Source organism: Streptomyces niphimycinicus, from assembly GCF_018883605.1.
Taxonomy (GTDB): Bacteria; Actinomycetota; Actinomycetes; order Streptomycetales; family Streptomycetaceae; genus Streptomyces; species Streptomyces niphimycinicus.
The window spans coordinates 1-2,360 of sequence record NZ_JAHLEM010000308.1; the positions used below are offsets into that span (position 1 = coordinate 1).

Consider the following 2,360-nt stretch of genomic DNA (forward strand, 5'->3'; position numbering starts at 1 on the left):
GGTCTCCCGGGCCCCGGGCTCTTCGGGCCCTGCCGCCGGGCCTGCCGGGCCTGCCGGGTCCGCCGCGCCTGCCGCGCCCGCCGATCCGGCCGAGGAGCTGGGGCTGACACCCCGGGAGCGGGATGTGCTGCGGCTGGTCGCCGCGGGGCGCAGCAACCGCCAGATCGCCGAGGAGCTCTTCATCTCGCCCAAGACGGCGAGCGTCCATGTCTCCAACATCCTGGCCAAGCTGGGCGTCTCGGGCCGGGGCGAGGCGGCCGCCGTGGCCCATCGGCTGCGGCTGGTGGACGGCCTGACCGACGGCGCGGCGGCACGCTGAGCACGTACGCGGACGCGCGGGGCGCTGTGGACGGGACGCGCGGGTGCTGCGGACGGGATGCGCGGGGCGTTGTGGACGGGACGCGCGGGCTGGCGGGACGTGGACGCACCCTGACGGGGTTCGCGGGGCGCTGACCGGACGTGCGGAGGGGCTGACGGGATGCGCACGCTGACGGGACGCATCGGCGCTGACCGGATGCGCGCGCTGACACGACGCGCGGCGCTCACAGCCGCGCCGTGCGCTGACCGTCCGCCGGGTCAGCCCTCTTCGCGGGGGCGGATCACCACCCGGCCGGAGTCGAGGTCCACCGGGCCCTTCCCCGGGTCGCTGCTGCCCGTCTCGTCGAGCGTGACCTCCAGCCGGTTGCGCTCTTCCTCGGTGTGCTTGCGGCCGGGTGCGAAGAGCTCCTCGATGAGGTTGAACATGACGACCCCCGTAGGCGTGCGGCTGCTGCCAGTGTAGGCAGACCGTTCACAGAACGGGCACGCCGCGACATGTCCGCCGAACTCGGCGCCGTGATCGGCCGGTTCACCCTCCCCTCAGCGTCCCTCAGCGGACCCCCTCTCCGCTCAGCGGACTTCCAGTCGCAGGATCCGGTCGTCCTGCTTGCCCGGCTTGCCACGCCCATCGGTATTGCTCGTCGTCAGCCATAGCCCCCCGTCGTCCGCCGCCACTACGCTGCGCAGCCGTCCGTACTTCCCGTCCAGGAACGGCTGCGGCTTCGCCACGGGCTTGTCGCCCTTCAGCGGAATGCGCCACAGCCGCTCACCGCGCAGCCCCGCCATCCAGATCGAGCCCTTGGCGAAGGCGATTCCGCTCGGCGAGGCGTCGTCGGGCTTCCACTGCTCGACCGGATCGACAAAGCCCTTCTTGCCGGCCTTGCCCTCGACTTCCGGCCAGCCGTAGTTCTTGCCCGGCTCGATCGGATTGAGCTCGTCCCAGGTGTCCTGGCCGAACTCGGAGGCCCACAGCCGCTTGTCCGCGTCCCAGGCCAGGCCCTGCACATTGCGGTGACCCCATGTGTAGACGACCGACTGGGCGTCCGGATTGCGGGGCGCGGGCTCGCCGTCCGGGGTCATCCGCAGGATCTTGCCGCCGAAGGAGTCCATGTCCTGGGCGAGCCCGCGGTCACCGCTCTCTCCCGTGCCCGCGTAGAGCATTTTGTCCGGGCCGAAGGCGATGCGGCCGCCGTTGTGGATCGTGCCCTTGGGGATGCCCTTGAAGATCGTGTCCGGGGCGCCGAGCTGATCGCCCGCGGGGCGCTTGTCGTCGTACACCATGCGGACGATGCGGTTGTCCGAGTCGGTGGTGAAGTATGCGTAGACCATGTGGTCCGCGCCGAAGTCGGAGGAGACCGCCAGCCCCAGCAGCCCGCCCTCACCGGCGGCGGAGACGCCCGGGACGGACCCCACCTCGGTCTTCTTCCCGGTGTCCGCCGAGATCTTGAAGATCTTTCCGGTGTCCCGCGAGGAGACCAGCAGATCCCCGCCGGGCAGCGGCGCCAGCCCCCAGGGGGAGTCCAGCTTCGTGGTGAGCGTGCGCACCACCTTCACCGAGCCCTTCGCAGGCGCCGCGGACTCCGTCGGCGAGGGTGCGCCCGAGGGGGAGCCCCCGCCGTCCGGCTTCGAGGGCGCGGACGAGCGGCCGCCCGGTCTGGTGATGCTGTCGCCGTCGGACGAGCAGCCCGCCACGAGCAACACGGCGGCAACGGAGGCGAGTACAGAGGTCACGCGAGGGCGTCGCACGGTCGGATTCCTCTCCATGGGCACGTGTGCCGCGGCACGGCACTGATTCTTATACACCGCTGCTCCGCGCCGGGTTCCCATCCCCGAACCGGACCCCGACCAGGGTCAGGCCCGGATCAGGGTCAGGCCCCGACCAGGGTCAGGCCCGACCAGGGTCAGGCCCGACCAGGGTCAGGCCCGACCAGGGTCAGGCCCGGACTGGAGTCAGGCCCGGACCGGACGCGCACCCACGACCGGCGTCTCAGTCCCACGACCCGCGCGCCGGCGGCAGCTCCGCGATCTCCGCGAGATCCTCG

Annotated in this window: 3 protein-coding genes; 1 reads left to right on the plus strand and 2 read right to left on the minus strand. The window is 72.0% G+C overall.

Translation table 11 applies throughout. The features are described from left to right. Positions 1 to 319: helix-turn-helix domain-containing protein (locus KN815_RS26235; protein ID WP_253209253.1), on the plus strand; the 319-nt coding region annotated here is incomplete at its 5' end. A 257-nt stretch (positions 320 to 576) separates the two neighbouring features. On the opposite strand, the gene KN815_RS26240 is transcribed toward KN815_RS26235, so the two are convergent. Together KN815_RS26240 and KN815_RS26245 are read right to left on the minus strand one after the other, a co-directional pair. After that, a complete protein-coding gene (locus KN815_RS26240; protein ID WP_014055106.1) occupies positions 577 to 744 on the minus strand; it encodes a DUF6191 domain-containing protein in 168 nt (55 codons plus the stop codon). Between the two features lie 144 nt (positions 745 to 888). Beyond that, positions 889 to 2,082, minus strand: a complete 1,194-nt coding sequence (locus KN815_RS26245; RefSeq protein ID WP_216344388.1) for a PQQ-dependent sugar dehydrogenase — start codon at positions 2,080 to 2,082, stop codon at positions 889 to 891. Positions 2,083 to 2,360: the final 278 nt, after the last annotated feature.

What these genes read in the sequence shown, in the direction of transcription:
- KN815_RS26245 (WP_216344388.1), bottom strand. Translation starts at nt 2,082, where the DNA reads ATGGAGAGGAATCCGACCGTGCGACGCCCTCGCGTGACCTCTGTACTC.
- KN815_RS26240 (WP_014055106.1), bottom strand. Translation starts at nt 744, where the DNA reads ATGTTCAACCTCATCGAGGAGCTCTTCGCACCCGGCCGCAAGCACACC.